General features: G+C 67.7%; 14 protein-coding genes. 3 read left to right on the top strand and 11 right to left on the bottom strand.

Going from position 1 to position 19,405, the window contains the following annotated elements:
- Positions 1-2: 2 nt before the first annotated feature.
- The 7 genes from recJ to BLT59_RS10710 all read right to left on the bottom strand — a co-directional run bounded on the left by recJ (position 3) and on the right by BLT59_RS10710 (position 9,032).
- Complete coding sequence (gene recJ, locus BLT59_RS10680; protein ID WP_091779327.1) at positions 3-1,820, bottom strand: single-stranded-DNA-specific exonuclease RecJ; 1,818 nt, start codon at positions 1,818-1,820, stop codon at positions 3-5.
- 132 nt (positions 1,821-1,952) lie between these two features.
- On the bottom strand, positions 1,953-3,353 hold the full coding sequence (locus BLT59_RS10685; protein ID WP_091779233.1) for an NAD(P)(+) transhydrogenase (Re/Si-specific) subunit beta: 1,401 nt from the start codon (positions 3,351-3,353) through the stop codon (positions 1,953-1,955).
- A 4-nt stretch (positions 3,354-3,357) separates the two neighbouring features.
- Positions 3,358-3,813 (bottom strand): proton-translocating transhydrogenase family protein, encoded by a 456-nt coding sequence (locus tag BLT59_RS10690; RefSeq protein WP_020092006.1) that lies wholly within the window; start codon positions 3,811-3,813, stop codon positions 3,358-3,360.
- Positions 3,814-3,837: 24 nt separating this feature from the next.
- Positions 3,838-5,067, bottom strand: a complete 1,230-nt coding sequence (locus tag BLT59_RS10695) for a Re/Si-specific NAD(P)(+) transhydrogenase subunit alpha (protein ID WP_091779235.1) — start codon at positions 5,065-5,067, stop codon at positions 3,838-3,840.
- Between the two features lie 207 nt (positions 5,068-5,274).
- Positions 5,275-5,568 (bottom strand): aa3-type cytochrome c oxidase subunit IV, encoded by a 294-nt coding sequence (locus BLT59_RS10700; RefSeq protein ID WP_091779237.1) that lies wholly within the window; start codon positions 5,566-5,568, stop codon positions 5,275-5,277.
- A gap of 122 nt (positions 5,569-5,690) precedes the next feature.
- Positions 5,691-7,052 carry an ABC1 kinase family protein gene (locus BLT59_RS10705; RefSeq protein WP_091779239.1) on the bottom strand — a complete coding sequence of 454 codons (1,362 nt, stop codon included), beginning with the start codon at positions 7,050-7,052 and terminating at the stop codon, positions 5,691-5,693.
- A 108-nt stretch (positions 7,053-7,160) separates the two neighbouring features.
- Positions 7,161-9,032 (bottom strand): M3 family oligoendopeptidase, encoded by a 1,872-nt coding sequence (locus BLT59_RS10710; RefSeq protein WP_091779241.1) that lies wholly within the window; start codon positions 9,030-9,032, stop codon positions 7,161-7,163.
- A gap of 249 nt (positions 9,033-9,281) precedes the next feature.
- On the opposite strand from BLT59_RS10710, the gene BLT59_RS10715 reads away from it, so the two are divergent.
- The 3 genes from BLT59_RS10715 (at position 9,282) to BLT59_RS10725 (ending at position 14,654) form a co-directional block, all read left to right on the top strand.
- A complete protein-coding gene (locus BLT59_RS10715) occupies positions 9,282-10,766 on the top strand; it encodes a sigma-54-dependent transcriptional regulator (RefSeq protein WP_091779243.1) in 1,485 nt (494 codons plus the stop codon).
- Between the two features lie 245 nt (positions 10,767-11,011).
- Positions 11,012-13,012, top strand: a complete 2,001-nt coding sequence (locus BLT59_RS10720; protein WP_091779245.1) for a L,D-transpeptidase family protein — start codon at positions 11,012-11,014, stop codon at positions 13,010-13,012.
- Positions 12,897-14,654, top strand: a complete 1,758-nt coding sequence (locus BLT59_RS10725) for a peptidoglycan L,D-endopeptidase MepK (protein WP_244513936.1) — start codon at positions 12,897-12,899, stop codon at positions 14,652-14,654. The genes BLT59_RS10720 and BLT59_RS10725 overlap by 116 nt, the downstream gene beginning before the upstream one ends.
- 86 nt (positions 14,655-14,740) lie before the next feature.
- On the opposite strand, the gene BLT59_RS10730 is transcribed toward BLT59_RS10725, so the two are convergent.
- The 4 genes from BLT59_RS10730 to pufC all read right to left on the bottom strand — a co-directional run bounded on the left by BLT59_RS10730 (position 14,741) and on the right by pufC (position 19,398).
- Positions 14,741-14,992, bottom strand: a complete 252-nt coding sequence (locus BLT59_RS10730) for a hypothetical protein (RefSeq protein ID WP_091779249.1) — start codon at positions 14,990-14,992, stop codon at positions 14,741-14,743.
- A 192-nt stretch (positions 14,993-15,184) separates the two neighbouring features.
- Positions 15,185-17,875, bottom strand: a complete 2,691-nt coding sequence (ppdK, locus tag BLT59_RS10735) for a pyruvate, phosphate dikinase (RefSeq protein WP_091779251.1) — start codon at positions 17,873-17,875, stop codon at positions 15,185-15,187.
- A 166-nt stretch (positions 17,876-18,041) separates the two neighbouring features.
- Positions 18,042-18,185: a DUF3096 domain-containing protein gene (locus tag BLT59_RS10740; RefSeq protein WP_091779253.1), complete on the bottom strand. Its 144-nt coding sequence runs from the start codon at positions 18,183-18,185 to the stop codon at positions 18,042-18,044.
- A 109-nt stretch (positions 18,186-18,294) separates the two neighbouring features.
- Positions 18,295-19,398, bottom strand: coding sequence for a photosynthetic reaction center cytochrome PufC (pufC, locus tag BLT59_RS10745; protein WP_091779255.1), 1,104 nt, complete (start codon positions 19,396-19,398; stop codon positions 18,295-18,297).
- Between the last annotated feature and the right edge of the window lie 7 nt (positions 19,399-19,405).

Consider the following 19,405-nt stretch of genomic DNA (forward strand, 5'->3'; position numbering starts at 1 on the left):
CCTCAGGCTTCGGAGGGCGCGAGATCGACGATCCGGAGCTGGGCGCGCTCGGCTCCGCGCCAGCGGTCGCAGGACAGCGTTCCGGCCACGTGCATCTCCCGGCCGATTCCGTTCAGCAAGGCCAGGCCGAGCGGTCGTTCGGCCGCCCGGAAGCAGATCGCCCCCACGACCTGCCCGTCGCGGCTGCGCAGTCGGGCCCTGACATGGCTTGAACCGACCACCGCGGCATCGACGAGGCGATGCCGGCCCAGTGCGAAGATCGGCTCGGGCGCACCTTGGCCGAACGGGCCGGCCTGCTGCAGCAACCGGACCGTCTCTGCGGTGGCCCCGCCGGCGCTGAGGCCGCCGTCGATTAGCAAGGCGTCGGCCGCCCGGGCCACCGCGACACTGGCCCCGAGCAGCATCGCCAGATGCGCTTCGAAACGTGGAATGTCGTCGGCCCGCACGGTCACGCCCGCTGCCATGGCATGGCCACCGCCCTTGCTGGCGAGCCGGGCATCGACGCAGGCGCGGACCGCGAGCCCCAGATCCGCGCCCGGGATCGAGCGTCCGGAGCCCGTGGCGCTCCCGTCCGGCCGGATCGCGAATGCGAAGGCCGGGCGGTTGAAGCGCTCCTTCAACCGCGAGGCGATGAGGCCGACGATGCCGGGGTGCCACTCGGCGCTGGCGGTCACCAGCACGGTGCGGGCCGGATCCAGCGTCAGGGCCCGGTCCATCTCGGCCTCGGCCTCCAGGACCGCCTGCGCCTCGATCGCCTGACGCTCGCGGTTGAGGCGGTCGAGGTCGGCGGCGATCCGGGCCGCTTCGTTCGGGTCCGCCGTGGTCAGCAGGCGGGCGCCCAGGGCCGAGTCGCCGATGCGTCCGCCGGCATTGATGCGGGGTCCGAGCACGAAGCCGAGATGCCACGCTTCCGGCGGCTCGCCGAGGGAGGCCGCGTCCAGCAGTGCGGCGAGCCCGATGCGGCCGCGATGGCGCATCACCGTGAGTCCCTGGGTCACGAAGGCCCGGTTCAGGCCCGTGAGGGGCACGACGTCGGCGACGGTGGCCAGGGCCACGAGGTCGAGGGCGTCGGTGAGCTGCGGTTCGGGTCGGTGGGCTCCGAAGAAGCCCTCCCGCCGCAGGGCGCGGTTCAGCGCGACCAGGGTCAGGAAGACGATGCCGGCGGCGCAGAGATGGCCGAGGCCCGAGAGATCGTCGAGGCGATTCGGGTTGACCACGGCACGGGCTGGTGGAAGCACCTCGGAGGCCGCATGGTGGTCGAGGACGATCACGTCGAGGCCGGATTTCTCGGCCTCTTCCAGAGGCGCGTGGCCGCTCGTTCCGCAATCGACGCAGACCAGCAGCGTCGCGCCCTCCGCCGCCAGTGCGGTGATTGCCGCGACGTTGGGGCCGTAACCCTCGGTGATCCGGTCGGGGATGTGGATCGGCGCGCGCAGACCCAGATTGCGGAGATAGCCGGCGAGCAGAGCCGCGCTCGCAGCGCCGTCGACATCGTAGTCGCCGAAGACCGCCACCGTCTCCCCGCGCTTCACGGCCCGGACGAGGCGGCGGACGGCCGCCTCCATGTCGAGCAGCGTGTCCGGATCCGGCATCAGGTCCCGAAGCCGCGGCGCCAGGTGGCGGGGCGCCGCCTCCGGGATGATTCCTCGCCCCGCCAGCACGCGGGCAAGCAATTCCGGCAGGCCGTGGGCCTGGACCATCTTGGCGATATGATTCTGAACGGCCGCCCCGCCGCAGCGCTCCTGCCAGCGCCGACCGGTCACGGAGGCGGCGACACCCAGGAAAGGTGGCGGATCAGCGAGGAGCAAAGCGGACGACACGGGCGCCACCCTACACCGGGCGGCGCAGGGAATCTTGCACCCCGCCGCAACAGCGACGGCGAACGCGTGCCGCCACAACGAAAAAGGGCGGGCCTCGCTGCCCGCCCCTCGAATCGGCTGGCGACCCGGGTTTCAGAGCGACTTTAGGATCTGGTCGACGACCTTCTTGGCGTCGCCGAACAGCATCATGGTGTTGTCGCGGAAGAACACCTCGTTCTCGACGCCCGCGTAGCCGGAGCCCATGCCACGCTTGATGAACAGCACGGTCTTGGCCTTCTCCACGTCCAGGATCGGCATGCCGTAGATCGGCGACGCCTTGTCGGTCTTGGCGGCCGGATTGGTGACGTCGTTGGCGCCGATCACGAAGGCGACGTCGGCCTGCGGGAACTCGCCGTTGATGTCCTCCAACTCGAAGACCTCGTCGTAGGGCACGTTGGCCTCGGCCAGCAGCACGTTCATGTGGCCCGGCATGCGGCCCGCTACCGGATGGATGGCGTACTTCACGTCGACGCCCTCCTTCTTGAGCATGTCAGCCATCTCGCGGAGCGAGTGCTGTGCCTGGGCGACCGCCATGCCGTAGCCCGGCACGATGATGACCCGCTCGGCGTTCTTCATGATGTAGGCCGCATCGTCGGCCGAGCCCTGCTTGACCGGGCGCGTCTCGACCTGGCCGGATCCGGCCGCAGCGGTGGTGTCGCCGCCGAAGCCGCCGAGGATCACCGAGATGAACGACCGGTTCATCGCGTGGCACATGATGTAGGACAGGATCGCGCCCGATGAGCCCACCAGCGAGCCGGTGATGATCAGCGCGAGGTTGCCCAGGGTGAAGCCGATGCCGGCCGCCGCCCAGCCCGAGTAGGAGTTGAGCATCGACACGACCACCGGCATGTCGGCGCCGCCGATCGGGATGATGATCAGGCCGCCGAGCACCAGCGACGCGATGACGATCAGCCAGAAGATCGCCTTCGATTCGGTGCCGATGAACAGCGCGATGAGGAGCACGAGTCCGGCGGCCAGGATCGCGTTGATCAGGTGGCGCTGGGGCAGCATGATCGGCTTGCCGGACATCCGCCCGTCGAGCTTGGCAAAAGCGATTACCGAGCCGGTGAACGTGATGGCGCCAATGGCGACGCCGAGTCCCATCTCGAACAGCGACTGCTTGTGGAAGTGGCCGTTCTCGATGATGCCGAAGGCCTGCGGCGCGTAGAGCGCGCCGGCCGCGACGAAGACTGCCGCGAGACCGACCAACGAGTGGAAGGCCGCAACGAGCTGCGGCATTGCGGTCATCGGTACGCGCTTGGCGATTACCGCGCCGGCGCCGCCGCCGATGCCGAGGCCCAGAAGCACGAGGATCCAGGCGCCGGCACCAGTCGGCGGATGGCCGACCAGAGTGGTCAGGATCGCGAGCCCCATGCCGACCATTCCGTACAGGTTGCCCTGCCGGGAGGTGGTGGGGTGCGACAATCCCCGCAGCGCCATGATGAACAGGACGCCGGCGACGATGTAGAGAAGGGAGGAGACGTTCTCTGACATCCGCTCAGCCCTTCTTCTTGTACATGCCGAGCATGCGCTGCGTGACGAGGAAGCCGCCGAAGATATTGACGCTGGCGAGCACGATGCCGATGAAGCCGAAGAACCGGGCGAGGCCGGTGCCCTTCTCGATCAGCGGGACGCCGACCGCGAGGATCGCTCCGACGATGATCACCGAGGAGATTGCGTTGGTGACCGACATCAGCGGCGTGTGGAGCGCCGGGGTCACCGACCAGACCACGTAGTAGCCGACGAAGATCGCCAGCACGAAGATCGCGAGGCGGAATACCGTGGGATCGACCGCGCCGCCTGTGGCCGCGCTCAGTCCGTGACCCATGCCGTCGGCGATGACCTGGGCCTGATCGGCGGCGTTGCGCGCCACCGCGGCCGCGGCCCGGGCGGCGTCGGCCAGCACGCGCGCCTGATCGGCCGCCTGATCGGGAGGGACGATGACGTTTGCCATTCTGCTACTCCTCTCGGCCGGGCTTCACTGCGCGCCCGTTGGGGTGGCCGTGCCGGACGCCGTGTTGGCCTCCGACTTGGCCAGCCCCACGGAAGCGGCTTCCGAGGCTGCGCCATCGGTCTTGGGCTGGAAGGATGTGTGGACGACCGACCCACCGCGGGTGAGGTTCGTGGCCTTCACCAGCTCGTCGTCCCAGTTGATGGCCAGCGCCTTCGACTCCTTGTCGATCAAGGTCTCGACGAAAGCGTAGAGGTTGCGGGCGTACAGACTCGATGCCGTAGCCGCGAGCCGGCCCGGGACGTTCACGTGGCCGACGATTTTCACGCCGCGATCGTTCGTCACGACTTCGCCGGCCTTGGCGCCGGCGACGTTACCCCCCCGCTCCACCGCGAGATCCACGAGGACGGAACCCGGCTTCATCGACGCCACCATCTCCTCGGAGACGAGCTTCGGCGCCGGGCGGCCGGGAATCAGCGCCGTCGTGATGACGATGTCCTGCTTGGCAATGTGGCCCTTGACCAACTCCGCCTGCTTCTTCTGGTACTCGGCCGACATTTCCTTGGCGTAGCCGCCCGCGGTCTCAGCCTGCTTGAATTCGTCATCCTCGACGGCGACGAACTTGGCACCGAGCGATTCGACCTGCTCCTTCGTGGCGGGCCGAACGTCTGTGGCGGTCACGACCGCGCCGAGGCGGCGAGCGGTGGCGATGGCCTGCAGGCCGGCGACGCCGACGCCCATGACGAAGACGCGCGCGGCCGGCACGGTGCCGGCGGCGGTCATCATCATCGGCATGGCCCGGCCATACTCGGCGGCGCCGTCGACCACCGCGCGGTAGCCCGCGAGATTTGCCTGAGAGGACAGGACGTCCATCACCTGCGCGCGGGTGATGCGGGGCATCAGCTCCATGGCGAACCCGTCGATGCCGGCCGCGGCCATCGCCTGGAGCGCAGCCTCGTTGCCATAGGGGTCCATGATCGCGACCACGGTGGCGCCGCGCTTGAACTGCGGCAGCTCCTCGGCGCTCGGGCGCCGGACCTTGAGCACGAGGTCGGCATCCCCGACGGCGTCGGCGGCGCTCCCGGCGATGCTGGCACCGGCCGCCTCGTACTCGGCGTCCAGGATGCCGGCCTTCCGGCCGGCACCGGACTGCACCACGACGTCGGCCCCGAGAGACTTGAACTTCTTGACGGTCTCAGGAACCGCGGCGACGCGCGGCTCCGCGGAGTCCGTCTCGGACAGCACAGCGATGCGCATGCGATGATTCCCTTGGAAAAGCTCGGCCTTCGAATGCGCGAAACGGCGACGCTTTTCGAGAGGCGGATCTACGATACCGCGTTGGAAGCGGCCGGAATGTAACTTGCGCTCAATTTAATTGGCCACAATGCGACGGCGGCCCACTCGCTCGTCGCGGGCGGGCTCATCATCGACCGGCGATCGGCGCAGGACCGTCCGGGCTCCGCCTCAGGCGAAGAAAAGATACAGGATGAGGAGGATGGCGACGACAAGCGGGCCCTTCCAGCCTACGGCTGGTGCCAGCGCTCCCACGGCGCCTGCCGCTCCTGACACGATCACGCCGACGATGGCCAGCATCCAGGCTTCGCGAATTCCACCAATGGCGAGGGCGAGCACCCAGCAGATGACAACGCCGGTAGCGATTTCGACGAACCGAACGAATCCGCGATAGGTCTGCTCGTGAGTCCTCGCGTCCATTGCCGGGCTGTAGGTGTGCCCGGCCACCGTGTCACTCTCGGCCATCGTGCGCTCGTTTCCCTAAGACGCGACTTCTTGCGGTCACGGTCGGATGTAGCTCAAGCGTTTACCTGCCGCAATCGGACGCACGCAAGTTGATCGCTCTCTCGATGGATCTTCGCGCGCCCTCAGGATGGTTTCGGCAAACCGGCTTCGTCGAGAGCCCGGCCCTGGCGATTCGCGAGTTCGTCCAGCGAGAAATGCTCGATCTCGGCCTCGAACAACCGGTGATAGTTGAGTTCTGACCTGAGGTGGAGAAACACCGCGCCGAGGCCGACTGCAGCGCGATCCATGAACACGAATTCCTGCGGGACGGTCACGGGCCCCCGCTCCTTCAGAGCCTGGTGGACCTGGAAGGCCTGTCGGCGACCATACTCACCCGGCTTTACGCCGTCCGCCACGGTACGGGTTCGGTCCTCCAGCAGTGGCCCGTAGATGAAGCGGGCCCAGATGTTCAGGATCTCGATCTTCTCTTTGTCGAGGTCTCTGAAGCCCCACACCTCGTAGGCATGAACGATTCGGGCGTCGTCGTTCTCCAGAAGGCCGCGATAGAGGTCCACAACGCCGCCGACGAAGCGCGGATGGAAGATGCGGACGCAGCCGTAATCGAGAAGATTGATTCCAGCGGCCTCGCCCGCATCCGAGAAGACGGTGTAATTGCCGAGATGCGGGTCGCCGTGGATCACCGCCGCCCGGCTGAATGGGTGCCACCACGCCTTGAACATCGCCTGAGCGATCCGGTTGCGCACCTCGACGGGTTCGTCGGCGAAGCCGAGGATCTTGTCACCGTCGAGCCAGCCCAGGGTCAGGAGGCGCTTGGTGGACAGATCCGGATAGACGCGCGGCACGCGCACGGGCGCGATATCCTTCAGAACCGCCGCGTAGAGGGCCGCGTGCTTGGCCTCGCGTTGATAGTCGAGTTCTTCGCGCACCCGGGCGCCGATCTCCTTCGCGATCTCGCGCGTGTCGAGCCACGAGTTCATCCGGCGGTGAAGCGCGAAGGCGACCTCCAGCTGCTTCAGGTCAGCCTCCACGGCCGACTGCATGTCCGGGTATTGGAGCTTGCAGGCGAGCCGGTCGCCATCCTTGGTCGTCGCCCGGTGAACCTGCCCCAGTGAGGCGGCCGCCGCGGGCTTCAGGTCGAAGCTGCCGAATCGTTCCTGCCAGCCGGCGCCCAGCTCCGATTGCATGCGGCGCCGGACGAAGGCTGCACCCATGGGTGGCGCGTCGGCCTGCAGCTTCTGCAGCTCGGCGGCATATTCGGGTGGCAGGAGGTCCGGAACGGTGGCCAGCAACTGCGCCACCTTCATGATCGGGCCCTTCAGACCGCCCAAGGCCTGAGCGAGCGCGGCCGCATTGGTCGTGCCCTCCTTGCCGAACAGACGGGACATGGCCATGCGGGCGGCAACGCCACCGACATTGGCGCCCACGCTGGCGTAGCGCCCGGCGCGGGCGGAGAAGCGGTTGGCTTCGCGGTCGGTCTCGGCCATCTCTCGATCTGCTTGTCTGGTGATGATCCGCAGATAAGCCGCCCCCAGCCGCGAACCAGGGGTGTGGGTCCCTGCGCCGCGGGCGGGCCGAGCCGACGGTGGCGTCCGTCAGGCCTGACCTTCCAAGCCCTCCAGTTCGGCGATCATCCCTTCGATCATCCCGAGCCCGATCTGCCAGAAGTCCGGATGCTTGGCGTCGAGGCCGAAGGGGGCAAGGAGCTCGCCGTAGGGCTTCGAGCCGCCGGCCGAGAGCAGCGCGAAGTAGCGGTCCACAAAGCCCTCCTCGGCCCGGGCGTAGACACCGTAGAGCGAGTTCACGAGGCAGTCGCCGAACGCGTAGGCGTAGACGTAGAACGGCGAGTGGATGAAGTGGGGGATATAGGCCCAGAACGGCTCGTAGTCGGAATCCAGCGTGATGGCCGGACCGAGCGATTCCGCCTGTACCGACAGCCACAGCGCATTGATCTGCTCGGTAGTCAATTCGCCCTTAGCGCGGGCAAGATGGACCTTCCGCTCGAACGAATAGAAGGCGATCTGGCGGACCACCGTGTTGATCATGTCCTCGACCTTGGCGGCGAGCATCGCCCGACGCTGAGTCGTGTCGGTCGTGGCGGCGAGCAGCTTGCGGAAGGTCAGCATTTCACCGAACACGCTCGCGGTCTCGGCGAGGGTCAGAGGCGTCGGAGCCATCAGCGCGCCGTTCGGTCCGGCCAGCACTTGGTGGACGCCGTGGCCCAGTTCGTGCGCGAGCGTCATGACGTCCCGCGGCTTACCCTGGTAGTTGACCAGGACGTAAGGATGCACCGAGGGCACGGTCGGGTGTGCAAAGGCGCCGGGCGCCTTGCCGGGGCGGGTCGGCGCGTCGATCCAGCGCTCGTCGAAGAAGCGCTTCGCGATGCCCGCCATCTTCGGTGAGAACGCGTCGTAGGCGGAGAGCACCGTGTCGCGGGCCTCGGTCCAAGGAATTGTGCGCTGCTCGACCTTCGGCAACGGCGCGTTGCGGTCCCAGTACGGCAGCGCCTCCTGTCCGAACCACTTGGCCTTCAACGTATAATAGCGGTGAGACAGGCGCGGATAGGCGGCCCGGACCGCGTCGACGAGAGCCTCCACGACCTCGGGTTCGACCCGATTCGACAGGTGGCGGGCATCGGCGACATCCTTGAAGCCGCGCCAGCGGTCGGAGATCTCCTTGTCCTTCGCCAGCGTGTTGGTGATGAGCGTGAACACGCGCAGATGGCTGCGCAGAACCCCGCTGATCGCGCCAGCCGCCTCCTTGCGGACGGCGCCGTCTGGGTCCTGAAGCTTGTTGAGGGTCGGCTCGAGCGGCATCTCCTCGCCCTGCACGGTAAAGCGCAGGGACGCGATCGTCTCGTTGAACAGCCGGTCCCAGGCGGCGTTGGACGTGACCGACTTCTCGAGGAACAGCTTCTCGGTGCGGTCGTCGAGCTGGTGCGGCTTCTCCCGCCGCAAATCCTCGATCCAGGGCGCGTAGCTGGCGAGTGGACCCTCGGCCATCGCGGCGTTCATCGCCGCGTCGTCGACACGATTCAGCTCCAGAGCGAAGAACAACAGGTCCGCGGAGGCACCGGTCAGCCGCTCGCGCGTGTCGCCGTAGAACTTGGCCCGCGCCTCGTCGGTTGTGTCGCCGGAATAGACGAGACCCGCGAAGGACATCAGCTTGCCCAGCAGATCCTCGATCCCCTCATAGGCTTGCACCGCCTCCGCCAGCCGCGCGGACGCGTCCGGATCGGCGGCCAATTCAACGACGCGGCCGGCATAGGTTTCGGAGAACCGTCGGCACTCCTCCTCGGCGCGGGTCATGTCGCCGGAGAATTTGGGATCATCGAGGCCGGAATAGAGATCCGTGAGATCCCATTCCGGAAGATGGCCGAGGTCGGCAGCCTTCGCGGCGGCGCGCGCGGCACTCACGCCCTCCGGCAGACGGACAGTCACCGGCGAGGCGGTGTGGCTCGGCATCATGTCGTGCAATCCTCTCCTGGGGCATCCGGCCCGTACCCTGATATCGAGCGTGCCGCCACGCGTTCAACGCGGTTGGCCGATCGCAGTCCCGCGCAATCGCAGACGCCGGGATGCAAACGTCGTTAAGCGGCACTTTACGTCTGTGGGTCACCCTACGGCTCGAAACGAAACACTCGCCGAATCGGAGCCCGCGGCCGGGTCGACCCCGCGTCGCGTGTCCGGTCTTCGTGCGCCGTTCAGGGAGCCGCCATGTCTGCCACCGTGCTCATCGTGGATGACGATCCGGTCCAGCGGCGCCTTGCCGAGGCGGCCGTGCGTCGCTTCGGCTTCGAGCCCCGGGTCGCAGAAACGGGCGCGGAGGCGCTGACCATGCTGAGATCCGAGGGGGCGGATGTCGTGCTCCTCGATCTCGTCATGCCGGGTCTCGATGGGTTGGGCGTGCTGGCCGAGATGCGCAAGAGCGGTCTTGCCACGCCGGTCATCGTCCAGACCTCAAACGGCTCCATCGACACGGTGGTCAACGCCATGCGGGCGGGCGCCGTGGATTTCGTGGTCAAGCCGGCGGGCGCGGAGCGGCTGCAGGTCTCGATCAAGAATGCCCTGCGGGTCGACACACTGGAGGAGGAGGTGCGCCGCATGCGCCGCCGGGCCTCCGGCGCGCTGACCTTCAAGGACCTGACCTCCAAGAGCCCCGACATGGAGCGGGTCATCCGCCTCGCCGAGCGGGCTGCGAAGTCGAACATCCCGGTCCTGATCGAGGGTGAATCCGGCGTCGGCAAGGAGGTTCTGGCCCGCGCGATCCAGGGCTCGGGCGACCGGCGCGGCAAGCCGTTCGTGACGGTCAATTGCGGAGCGATCCCCGAGAACCTCGTGGAGTCGACTCTGTTCGGTCACGAGAAGGGCGCGTTCACCGGCGCCACCGAGAAGCACGCGGGCAAGTTCGTCGAGGCGTCGGGCGGCACGCTGTTCCTCGACGAGATCGGGGAGCTGCCTCTGGACGCGCAGGTGAAGCTTCTCCGCGCCCTCCAAGAGGGCGAGGTCGACCCCGTTGGCGGCAAGCGCTCGGTCCGGGTGGACATCCGCCTCGTCTCGGCCACGAACCGGTCGCTGCTCGACCTCGTCAAACAGGGCAAGTTCCGCGAGGACCTCTATTACCGTCTGAACGTCTTCCCGATGACCTTGCCGCCGCTCCGGGCGCGCCGCGAGGATATCCCGGATCTCGTGCGCTCGTTCTGTGCGCGCTTCTCAGCCGAAGAAGGGAAGCGGGTGCGGGCCATCACCCCGGAGGCGATGGCCCTGCTCACGCGCTACCCCTGGCCGGGCAACGTGAGGCAGCTGGAGAACGCGCTGTTCCGCGCCGTCGTGCTCGCGGACGGCGACGAGTTGACCGTGGCCGAATTCCCCCAGATCGCCGCACAGGTGGAAGGCTTCGACGTGCGGATTCCGGCGGCGCCGATCCAGCCGCAGATGCCGGCCTACGCCCCCGAGCCGGTTCGCGAAATCGTCCGCGTGGAAGTGCGCGACCCCCACGCCATGTCCCTCGTGGCCGAGGAGACCGGCGAGATGAAGCCGATGGATGTTCTGGAGGCGGAGATCATCCGGTTCGCGCTCCAGTTCTATCGCCAGCGGATGTCGGAGGTCTCGCGCCGCCTCGGCATCGGGCGCTCCACCCTCTATCGCAAGCTCAAGGATCTGGGCCTCGAGGACGACGCTAAAACCGAGGACGCCGCTTGATCGAGCGGCAGGTGCGCTAACGCACCCGTCTCCTTCGATTGGCCAGGCGTCGGGAAAACTCCGGCCTTGCTGCACACTTTCGGCGAGTGATTAGGCAAATCATAAGCCGGGTAGCATTGAAATTGACACATTCGTCTGCACGACCAAGGTTTTATTCGCGACGACTGTGGTTGCTGAAAGCCACGCTTGCGCGGATAATCACAATCTGAGCGTGCGGTCCTGCCGCCGCACCCCGGGAGATCACGATGCGCCCCCCGCGCTCCAGCCTCATCGCGCTGGCCGCCCTCCTCAGCGGCAGCCTGGCCTCTGCCGGATCCCTTCGTGCAGCGACGGTCTCGCCGGACCAGCCAGCCGCCGATGTCCCGGCATCGCAGCCTGTGGTCCCGCCCGCGCAGGCGGCTCCGGCGGCGGCGGTCCCGGCGGCACTGCCCGATTACAAGCCCGAGGCGCCGGCGCCCGAGCCGGCGCCGGCTGCCGCGGCGCCGGTCGCTCCGGCCGACCCGCTCGGCGCCGCCGTCTTCGCCCGCCTCGCGGAACCCGCTCCGCTTCTGCTCCGACTGACCGGCAAGGATCGCGATACGATCCGGAGCTTCTACGAGGCCCGTACCTACAAGCCGCTCTGGATCTCCGGAGGCGCCTGGACCGAGGCCGCGAAGGCGGTGTCGGCGCGGCTGGCGGCCGCTGCCGAGGACGGCCTCGACGCCCGCGCCTACACAATTCCGCCTCTCGCCGATAAACCGGACGAGAAGGCGGTTGCCGATGCCGACCTTCGTCTGTCCGCAGCGGCGGTCCTCTATGCCCGGGACGCGCGAGGCGGCCGGATCAATCTCGCCTCGATCTCGCGGCTGATCACCCCGCATCTCGATCTTCCCACCGGGAACGACGTGCTGGCGAAGCTCGACGAGGCCGGCGCGAAGGCCGGAGAGGCACTCCAGGCCTACAATCCGGCGACGCCGGGCTATCAGGCCCTCAAGACGCGGCTCGCTGCCCTGCGCGGCCCCGCACCAACCGCCGTGAAGCCGTTGCGTCTTCCGCCCGGACCAGCCCTCCGCGTGGGTATGCACGATGCCCGCGTGCCGCTGCTGCGGGCGCATTTCGACCTCGCGAGCCGTCCGGCCGGAACCCTCGACAAAGGTCCCGGGGAGCCGGACGAGTATGATTCCGGTGTCGCCGACGCGGTGGCGAAATTCCAGCGCAGCCGAAGTCTGCCGGGGAACGGCGTCCTGAATGTCCAGACGGTCCTGGCCCTCGCCGATGCGGGTCGCGGAGCGCGGCCGACCGGCGGCGAGGCCGAACTCATCGTCAACATGGAGCGGTGGCGCTGGCTGCCGGGCGACCTGGGCTCGGATTACATCCTGGTTAATGTGCCGGAATACCGCCTGCGCGCCTATCGGGGCGGCGTGATGCGCGACGAGGCTCGGGTCATCGTCGGCAAGCCAGAATCGCGCACGCCGCTGTTCTCTGGACTGATGGAATATGCGGTGGTCAACCCGTCCTGGTACGTCCCACCCTCGATCCTGAAGACGATGGCGCCGAAGCTCGCCGGCTACGGTGGTAAGACCTGGGGCGGCTACGAGGTCGTGCGCCGCGGCGGCCACGTCTCGCTGCGCCAGCCGCCGGGCGAGCGCAATGCGCTCGGCTTCATCAAGTTCATGTTCCCGAACCAGCATGCGGTCTATCTGCACGACACGCCGAACCGCTCACTGTTCTCCGCTTCGAAGCGGGATTTCAGCCACGGCTGCGTGCGCGTCGACGATCCATTCCGCCTTGCCGACGTGGTTCTGCCGAACTGGTCCGAGGATAAGCTGAAGAAGCTGATCGGCAAGGGCGAGCGCACGATCCGCCTGCCCGATAAGCTGCCGGTTCACCTGGCCTATTTCACCGCTTTCGTGGACGATGGCGGGACCTTCCGCACCCTGCCGGATCTCTATGGTTACGACGCGCCGATGCGCGCCGCCCTCGGTCTTCCCGGAGGTGGCGGACCAGCCATCGCCCGCCTGCCCGACGAGGCGCCGCGTCAGAAGGCGGAGCGAGCGCCGAAGCCGGCGGCGCGGACGGTCCAGCGCCGCACGACCCATCGTCCTGTCGCTGACGCCGATGCGTGGCCGACCGAGCGCTACGAGGAGAGAGATGGGCCGCGCCGGCCACTGCGCCGTGCGGCCCGGGCCGACAGCGCGCCGGAATACGGCGAGCCCGGCCTCTGGACGCCTGCGCCGCAGCAAGCTGCGCCGCGTGGGTGGTGGTAGACCGCCCGAGCCTTCCGCAACTCTCGCGTGCGCGGCCGCACAGCCGGGCACGATTTCGCCACGGTCGAGCCTTAGCCGTTACGGCTGCGAACCCGGTTCAACAGGCGTCGGGTCAGGCTGTCGGGAGAGGATCAGGACCGTCGTGCCCAGTCTCCCGCGCGCCCTTCGACATCTGACCCTTGCGCTCTCCGGACTTGTCCTCGGTCTGATCGCCGGGACGGCCGAGACCGAGGACGCTGTCGCCAACGGCGACACCCGTTCGCTGACGATCTACCACACGCACACGCAGGAAAGCGCGACCATCACGTTCAAGCGCGATGGTCGCTACGACCGTGCAGCCCTCGAGCAGCTGAACTGGCTTCTGCGCGACTGGCGGGTCAACGAGCCTACCAAAATGGATCCGCGGCTGTTCGATACGGTCTGGGAGGCCTACCGTCAGGTCGGCGCGGCGCAGCCGATCCACGTCGTGTCGGCCTACCGGTCCCCGGGGACCAACGCGATGCTGCGGCGCCGCTCCAAGATGGTGGCGGAGTACAGCCAGCACATGCTCGGCAAGGCGATGGACTTCTTCCTGCCGGATGTCTCGATCGACCGAATCCGCGAGGTGGGGCTCGTGATGCAGCGTGGCGGCGTCGGCTGGTATCCGCACGCCGGAACGCCCTTCGTTCACCTCGACGTCGGCTCTGTGCGGATGTGGCCGCGCATGACCCACGATCAGCTCGCCCGCCTTTTCCCGGACGGCAAGACCGTGCTGCTGCCGAGCGACAATCGCCCCTTCCCCCGCTACGAGGAAGCCAAAGCCGAGATCCTCGCCCGCGGCGGCACCGTGGCGGGCCTCACGACGCAGATGGCGAGCGGCGAAGAGGAGGACGGGCCCGGCCTGTTCGGCTTCCTCGCGAGCCTGTTCGGCGGCGGTCGGTCCGCACCAGAACCCGCTCCGGTGCAGCCTCCCGCGGCCGTCGAGAAGAAGCCGCGGCGCGCGCCGGTCGTCGCCGTGGCGAGCGCGGATCCGCAGGATCCGGTGGGCGCGCGGACGGCCCTTGCCTACGCGGCGCCCGCGGCCGACGACGTGTTGCGCAACGCGCTGGTTGAGCGCGGGCAGGCAAAGAGTTCCGACGGCAAGCCGCTGGACGCAAAATCGCTGCTCACCGCAGGACAGGCGGCACCCGCCGAGGACGCGCCTCCTGCTGTAACAGCGCCGCTGCCACCGCGGCGCCCCTCCGACCTTGCCGCCGTCGTGGCGAGCCTGAACATGCCTCTGCCGCCGCCGCGCCCGGTTCAGTTCGCGGCGCTGGACGGGGGAATGGCCAATCTCTCGGCTGGCAGCGACATCCGCGGTCTCGGCAAGACGGCGCCGGCCGGCGCGGTTCGCGCACGCTCCCTCGTGGCTCCCGACGCCGATGCCAAGGTGCAGTTGCGCGCCCTGTTCGATTCCGTTTCCGCCGGTCCGGTGGCGGCGCCTGCGAGCCGCGGCGCTCCCGTGCATGTCGCCGCAACGCGACTGCGCGGCGCTGCCCCAGACGCGGTCGTCGCCGCAGCCCCCGATCGCGTCACCACGCGTTTCACTGCGCGCAGTCCGGGCGACGACCTTCCGAGCCGCTTCACCGGCTCGGCCGCGCGTGCATTGCCCGGGGCGCGATAATCCGGATTTGCATTCGCGGGTCGGCCCGCATCGCCGAAGCCTCGGGGTGAACGGGCTGCGCGGACCGGACGGCACCGGCCTTCGGCCTAGCGCATTGGCTTGGACAGATTGACCGCCAGGGCACCGACCAGGGTTGCCGCGTAGCTGTCGTCCTGCGTCGCGGTGATGCGTTCCGCTTCGCCGCCGCTGTTGGCTGCGACCGACATCATCAACATCGCGCCCGTAGCGAGACCGCCGAGACCAGCGACCATAGCGAGATAAGCGCGCACGGCCGCGCGCGGAACTGCCGCGACCGCTTCGGTCTCGGTGAGGCACAGCGGCGATGGGCTGTGAGACATGGTGAGGGCCGATTCTGACGGGTGGTGCTGAACCCGACGCGGGCCGATTAGGCGCACGCGAGACGTACCCGTTCAATCGAAGAACGCCTCACAATGAGTCGAGTTCGACCGATAGGCGAGTTTTTCCACTGATCCTCATACGAACGGTTGATATCCGAAAGGGGGACGCCGTCCGGCGCCCCCGACTCGGGTTCAGCCTTCCTTGCCGGCAACCTTGCCGAGGGCCGCCTGAGCGGCTGCGAGCCGTGCGATCGGCACCCGGTAGGGTGAGCATGACACGTAATCAAGCCCGACTTCCTGGCAGAAGCCCACCGAGGCGGGATCGCCGCCGTGCTCACCGCAGATGCCGAGCTTGATGTCCGGACGCGTCTTGCGGCCGCGCTCGACGCCGATGCGCACCAGCTCGCCTACGCCCTCCTGGTCGATCGTGATGAACGGGTCGGCTGGCAGGATGCCCTTCTGGGTGTAGGGGCCCAGGAAGGTGGCGGCATCGTCGCGGGAGATGCCGAGCGCCGTCTGCGTCAGATCGTTGGTGCCGAAGGAGAAGAACTCCGCGGTCTCGGCGATCTGTCCGGCCATGAGGGCGGCGCGCGGCAGCTCGATCATCGTGCCGACCTGATAGTCGAGCGTCGCGCCCTTCTCCTCGGACACGGCCTTCGCCATGGCGTCGATGCGCGCCTTAACGATGTCAAACTCGGCGCGGGTGAACACGAGCGGCACCATAACCTCGGGCGTCACCGGGCTCCCGGTATCGGCTGCGGCCTGGACGGCCGCCTCGAAGATCGCTCGGGCCTGCATCTCGGCGATCTCCGGGAACGCGATCGCGAGACGGCAGCCGCGGAAGCCGAGCATGGGATTGTGCTCGGACAGCTCGCGCATGCGGTGCCGGATCTTCTCCTCGGAAACACCGGTCGCCTTGACGACCTCGGCAACCTCGGCATCGGTGTGCGGCAGGAACTCGTGGAGTGGCGGATCAAGCAGGCGGATCGTGACCGGGAGGCCGGACATGATCGTGAACAGCTCAAGGAAATCCTGGCGCTGGTAGGGCAGAATCTTCGCGAGCGCCGCGCGCCGGCCTTCGGCATCGTCGGCCAGGATCATCTCGCGCACCGCGATGATGCGGTCACCCTCGAAGAACATGTGCTCGGTGCGGCAGAGACCGATGCCCTCCGCGCCGAAATTGCGCGCCGTGCGCGCGTCCGTCGGCGTGTCGGCATTCGCCCGCACCTTCATGCCGCGAATTGCGTCGGCCCACTCCATCAGAGTGGCGAAGTCGCCCGACAGTTCGGGCTCCAGCATCTTCACCTCGCCCTGGATCACCTGGCCCGTCGACCCGTCGACCGTGATCTTGTCGCCGGCCTTCAGCGTCGTGCCGCCGACCGTCAGGGTCTGCGCCTTGTAGTCGATCCGGATGGAGCCGACGCCGGAGACGCAGGGCTTGCCCATGCCGCGGGCGACCACGGCCGCGTGGCTGGTCATGCCGCCACGTGTGGTGAGAATGCCCTCGGCGGCATGCATGCCGTGGATGTCCTCGGGCGAGGTCTCGATCCGCACCAGGATGCACTTGCGCTCGGCCTTGCGGTGCGCCTCGGCGTCTTCGGAATTGAAGACGATCTCGCCCGTCGCGGCACCCGGTGAGGCCGGCAGGCCGGACGCGATGACCTTGCGGTCCGCCTTCGGGTCGATGGTCGGATGCAGGAGCTGGTCGAGCGCACCGGGCTCGACCCGGCCGATCGCCTCTTCGCGGGAGATCAGCCCCTCGCCCGCCAGATCAACGGCGATGCGCAGGGCCGCCTTGGCCGTGCGCTTGCCGTTGCGGGTTTGGAGCATCCAGAGCTTCCCCTTCTCGATGGTGAATTCCATGTCCTGCATGTCGCGGTAGTGCGACTCCAGGATCCCGTAGATCCGGGTCAGCTCCGCGAAGCTCTCGGGCATGGCCTTCTCCATGGAAGGCTTGTCGCTCTCGGCCTCAATTCGGGCCTTCTCGGTGATGTTCTGCGGCGTGCGGATACCCGCCACGACGTCCTCACCCTGCGCGTTGATCAGGAACTCTCCGTAGAGCGCCTTCTCGCCGGTGGAGGGGTTGCGGGTGAAGGCGACGCCCGTGGCGGAGGTGTCGCCCATGTTGCCGAACACCATGGCCTGCACGTTGACGGCCGTGCCCCAGCTTTCCGGGATGTTGTTCAACTCCCGGTACTTCTTCGCCCGCGGAATCATCCAGGAATTGAACACTGCGCCGATTGCACCCCAGAGCTGGTCATCTGCGCCCTGCGGGAAGTCGGAGCCGTGCTCGTCGCGCACGATTTTCTTGTAGGTCTGGATGAGCGTTTTCCAGTCGCCGGCGCCGAGCTCGGTGTCGAGTTCGAAGCCTTTGCCCTCCTTGTACTGCTCCAGCGCCTCCTCGAAGGCGTGATGCTCAACGCCCAGAACGACGTTCGAGTACATCGTTATGAAGCGGCGGTAGGAATCGTAGGCGAAGCGCTCGTCTTCGGCCTCCTTGGCGAGCGCCAGGACTGTCTCGTCGTTGAGGCCGAGATTCAGAACCGTGTCCATCATGCCGGGCATCGAGGCGCGGGCGCCCGAGCGGACCGACACCAGGAGCGGGTTGGCCGAGTCGCCGAACTTGCGGCCTGTGAGCGCGCCCACCTGCGCGAGCGCGGCCGCGACTTGGTCCTTGAGCTCCGGCGGGTAGGCCTTGCCGTGGTCGTAGTAGTAGGTGCAGACCTCGGTGGTGATGGTGAAGCCGGGCGGGACGGGCAGACCCAGATTGGACATCTCGGCGAGGTTGGCGCCTTTGCCGCCGAGCAGGTCGCGCATCTGCGACTTGCCCTCCGCCTTGCCGTCGCCGAAGGCATAGACCCACTTCGCGCTGCCGGTCGCCATGTCGATCCCGTCCGTATCTGGTGCCCGGCGCCGGCCGAGCTGATGGGCGGGGGTTGGACCATCCCGCAGCGCAACGCAAGATGAACGCGTGATGGCGTTGTGCGTGCGTTGCTGACGGGTTCGGCGGTCTGTCAGGTCCGCGACGTCGCGGCGCGGGCGCTGCCCCTCAGTGCAGGATTCCGAGCCCGATCACGCCGACGACGATTAGGTAGATCGCGACGATGTAGTTGAGCAGCCGCGGCATCACCAGGATCAGGATCCCGGCGAGGATCGCGATCAGCGGCTGGAGGTTCGAGATGGAGATAGTCACAGGTGCCTCCTTGGACCGAGCTGGGCCGCCGGTATCGACGCCCCTACCCTTTGGAGGTTCCCTGTAGCTTGACCGGAGCGGATGGCTGATCCGGCCGCTCCGGAGCCGATCAGGGCTTCGGCGTCGGCGTCTCGGTGCCCGGGATCGGGTCCTTGGCCTCGCCGGTGGGCAGGCTCGCCGCGATCGTCGGGTGCGACAACTCCGGATAGGGCGCGATCACGTTGGCGCCGTTCAACGGCTTGTTGGCGCCGTTGTGGCAGGTGGCGCAGTTGATCTTCGGCGCGTCGCCCAGGACGCCGAGGCGGTTCCGCGGGAAGGTCGAGGTCAGCGGCTGAAGATAGTCCTGGTTTAGGTCGCGCACCATGCGGATGCCGTACCAGGCATGGACCCGGTTGGGCGTGCTGGTGTCCCACTGCGCCACTGAACGTGTGTTGTGGCAGAAGGTGCAGTTCACGCCGAGCGATTGCGACATGCTGATCATGATCGCGAAGGTCTTCTCCGCGTCCTGGATCGGCTTTCCCTTGGTCTCCGGCAGCGCCGTAGTGGCGTTCACCCGGATCGCGTCGTCGGAGGTCTCCTTGTGCTGATAAAACGCTTGATAGACGTCGTAGGGCAGCGAGGTATTACCGACCTCGGGTGATGCCAAATTCTGGCTGTTGTTGCGCGGGATGAACTGCCCGGCCCCCTGGACAGGACGATCGAACCAAATGTTGGCCGGAACCGGATTGCCCCGGTGGCAGGTGTAACAGGTCACACCGGCCTGATGGACGTGGTTCTCCTTCCAGGACGCGTTGATGTACTGCGTCATCTGGATCATGCGCCGCGCGACACGCTTCTGGTATAGTTCGTCGGAAGCCATGTTCTCCGTGCTGTGGCAATACGTGCAGCCCTGCTGCGGCGCGACCCACTCGGTGATCGACACCATCAGGCGATTGAACTGTTCGGCCGAGAGATCGCCCAGGACCTGGACGTTCTGATAGACGGCCGAGGCCTTGTCGCCCCCCGCATCGGCCGGGTCGGCCGGCGCCGGTGCGACATTGGCGGCCGCCAGCGCCTCGTTTCCGGCGCGGGTGCGGATCAGGTCCATGCCGGTTCCGCGGAAGCCGGTCTGCTTGTTCGCCATCGGCGGATGGGTCCAGCCCGCGCCCCCGAACATCGCGATGGTGAGGAACAGAGCTAGCGCCCCGCCGATCACCGCCAGAATCGTCTTCATGACGGCC

The sequence above is a fragment of the Methylobacterium sp. UNC378MF genome, from assembly GCF_900103195.1.
In the GTDB taxonomy this organism is placed as follows: domain Bacteria; phylum Pseudomonadota; class Alphaproteobacteria; order Rhizobiales; family Beijerinckiaceae; genus Methylobacterium.

What these genes read in the sequence shown, in the direction of transcription:
- BLT59_RS10715 (WP_091779243.1), top strand. Translation starts at nt 9,282, where the DNA reads ATGTCTGCCACCGTGCTCATCGTGGATGACGATCCGGTCCAGCGGCGC.
- BLT59_RS10710 (WP_091779241.1), bottom strand. Translation starts at nt 9,032, where the DNA reads ATGATGCCGAGCCACACCGCCTCGCCGGTGACTGTCCGTCTGCCGGAG.
- ppdK (WP_091779251.1), bottom strand. Translation starts at nt 17,875, where the DNA reads ATGGCGACCGGCAGCGCGAAGTGGGTCTATGCCTTCGGCGACGGCAAG.
- BLT59_RS10695 (WP_091779235.1), bottom strand. Translation starts at nt 5,067, where the DNA reads ATGCGCATCGCTGTGCTGTCCGAGACGGACTCCGCGGAGCCGCGCGTC.
- BLT59_RS10700 (WP_091779237.1), bottom strand. Translation starts at nt 5,568, where the DNA reads ATGGCCGAGAGTGACACGGTGGCCGGGCACACCTACAGCCCGGCAATG.
- BLT59_RS10720 (WP_091779245.1), top strand. Translation starts at nt 11,012, where the DNA reads ATGCGCCCCCCGCGCTCCAGCCTCATCGCGCTGGCCGCCCTCCTCAGC.
- BLT59_RS10685 (WP_091779233.1), bottom strand. Translation starts at nt 3,353, where the DNA reads ATGTCAGAGAACGTCTCCTCCCTTCTCTACATCGTCGCCGGCGTCCTG.
- BLT59_RS10705 (WP_091779239.1), bottom strand. Translation starts at nt 7,052, where the DNA reads ATGGCCGAGACCGACCGCGAAGCCAACCGCTTCTCCGCCCGCGCCGGG.
- BLT59_RS10730 (WP_091779249.1), bottom strand. Translation starts at nt 14,992, where the DNA reads ATGTCTCACAGCCCATCGCCGCTGTGCCTCACCGAGACCGAAGCGGTC.
- BLT59_RS10690 (WP_020092006.1), bottom strand. Translation starts at nt 3,813, where the DNA reads ATGGCAAACGTCATCGTCCCTCCCGATCAGGCGGCCGATCAGGCGCGC.
- pufC (WP_091779255.1), bottom strand. Translation starts at nt 19,398, where the DNA reads ATGAAGACGATTCTGGCGGTGATCGGCGGGGCGCTAGCTCTGTTCCTC.
- BLT59_RS10725 (WP_244513936.1), top strand. Translation starts at nt 12,897, where the DNA reads ATGGGCCGCGCCGGCCACTGCGCCGTGCGGCCCGGGCCGACAGCGCGC.